Origin of the sequence: Frankia sp. AgKG'84/4 (genome assembly GCF_023242965.2) — a bacterium.
Classification (GTDB): Bacteria; Actinomycetota; Actinomycetes; order Frankiales; family Frankiaceae; genus Frankia.
This window is the reverse complement of record NZ_JALKFU020000931.1, coordinates 1-735: the sequence shown is the minus strand read 5'-3', so window position 1 is coordinate 735 and position 735 is coordinate 1. Positions and strand designations below refer to the sequence as shown.

At 52.1% G+C, this 735-nt stretch carries 1 protein-coding gene and 1 pseudogene; both read left to right on the top strand.

The features are described 5' to 3' along the window. Positions 1-296 (top strand): annotated as a pseudogene (locus tag MXD58_RS31945) (hypothetical protein); the annotation flags it as partial. Further along, positions 293-487 (top strand): helicase-related protein, encoded by a 195-nt coding sequence (locus MXD58_RS31940; protein ID WP_518478695.1) that lies wholly within the window; start codon positions 293-295, stop codon positions 485-487. The pseudogene MXD58_RS31945 and the gene MXD58_RS31940, both read left to right, overlap by 4 nt. Positions 488-735 lie beyond the last annotated feature (248 nt).

The window sequence follows — 735 nt, the reverse complement described above, 5'->3', positions numbered from 1 at the left end:
ATATCGAGAAATTATCCGCTTTTGAACGAAAAGGCATCATCCTGCAAATGCTTGGGAAATTGAAGCAGCTTTGCAATCATCCGGCCCTTTATTTAAAAGAGGAGCCCTCCGATATAGTCGATGCCCCGAAACGCTCGGGCAAGCTTGAGAAGCTGGCCGAGCTCGTTGATGCCGTGCGGGAGCAGGATGAAAGCTGCCTTATCTTCACCCAGTATATCGGCATGGGCAATATGATGAAGGAGCTGCTCGAAAAGGGTTTCAGAACGGAGAATTCCCGATTTTCATCCTTTCCTTGAAAGCGGGCGGAACCGGACTCAATTTGACCGCGGCGAACCATGTTATCCACTTCGACCGCTGGTGGAACCCTGCTGTCGAGAACCAGGCAACAGACCGCGCCTACCGGATCGGGCAAAAACGGTTCGTACATGTCCATAAACTGATCTGCACCGGAACGCTCGAAGAAAAAATTGACGCCATGCTCGACTAAAAACAAGCGCTCAATGACGAAATCATCTCAAGCGACAACTGGATCACCGAACTATCAACCAATGAAATCAAAGAACTGGTCGCCCTACATTAGCAGGGGTCAGGCCCCCACTACTGTACCGCGTTAAAGCACTGGGGGTCAGGCCCCCATCGCTGTGCCGCTTTAAAGCGCCGGGGGCCTGACCCCACTATCGCCGCAGTTAGATCACCGTTCTGGCTCTCTTTTTATATGGGCTGCCAGTGTGCGGT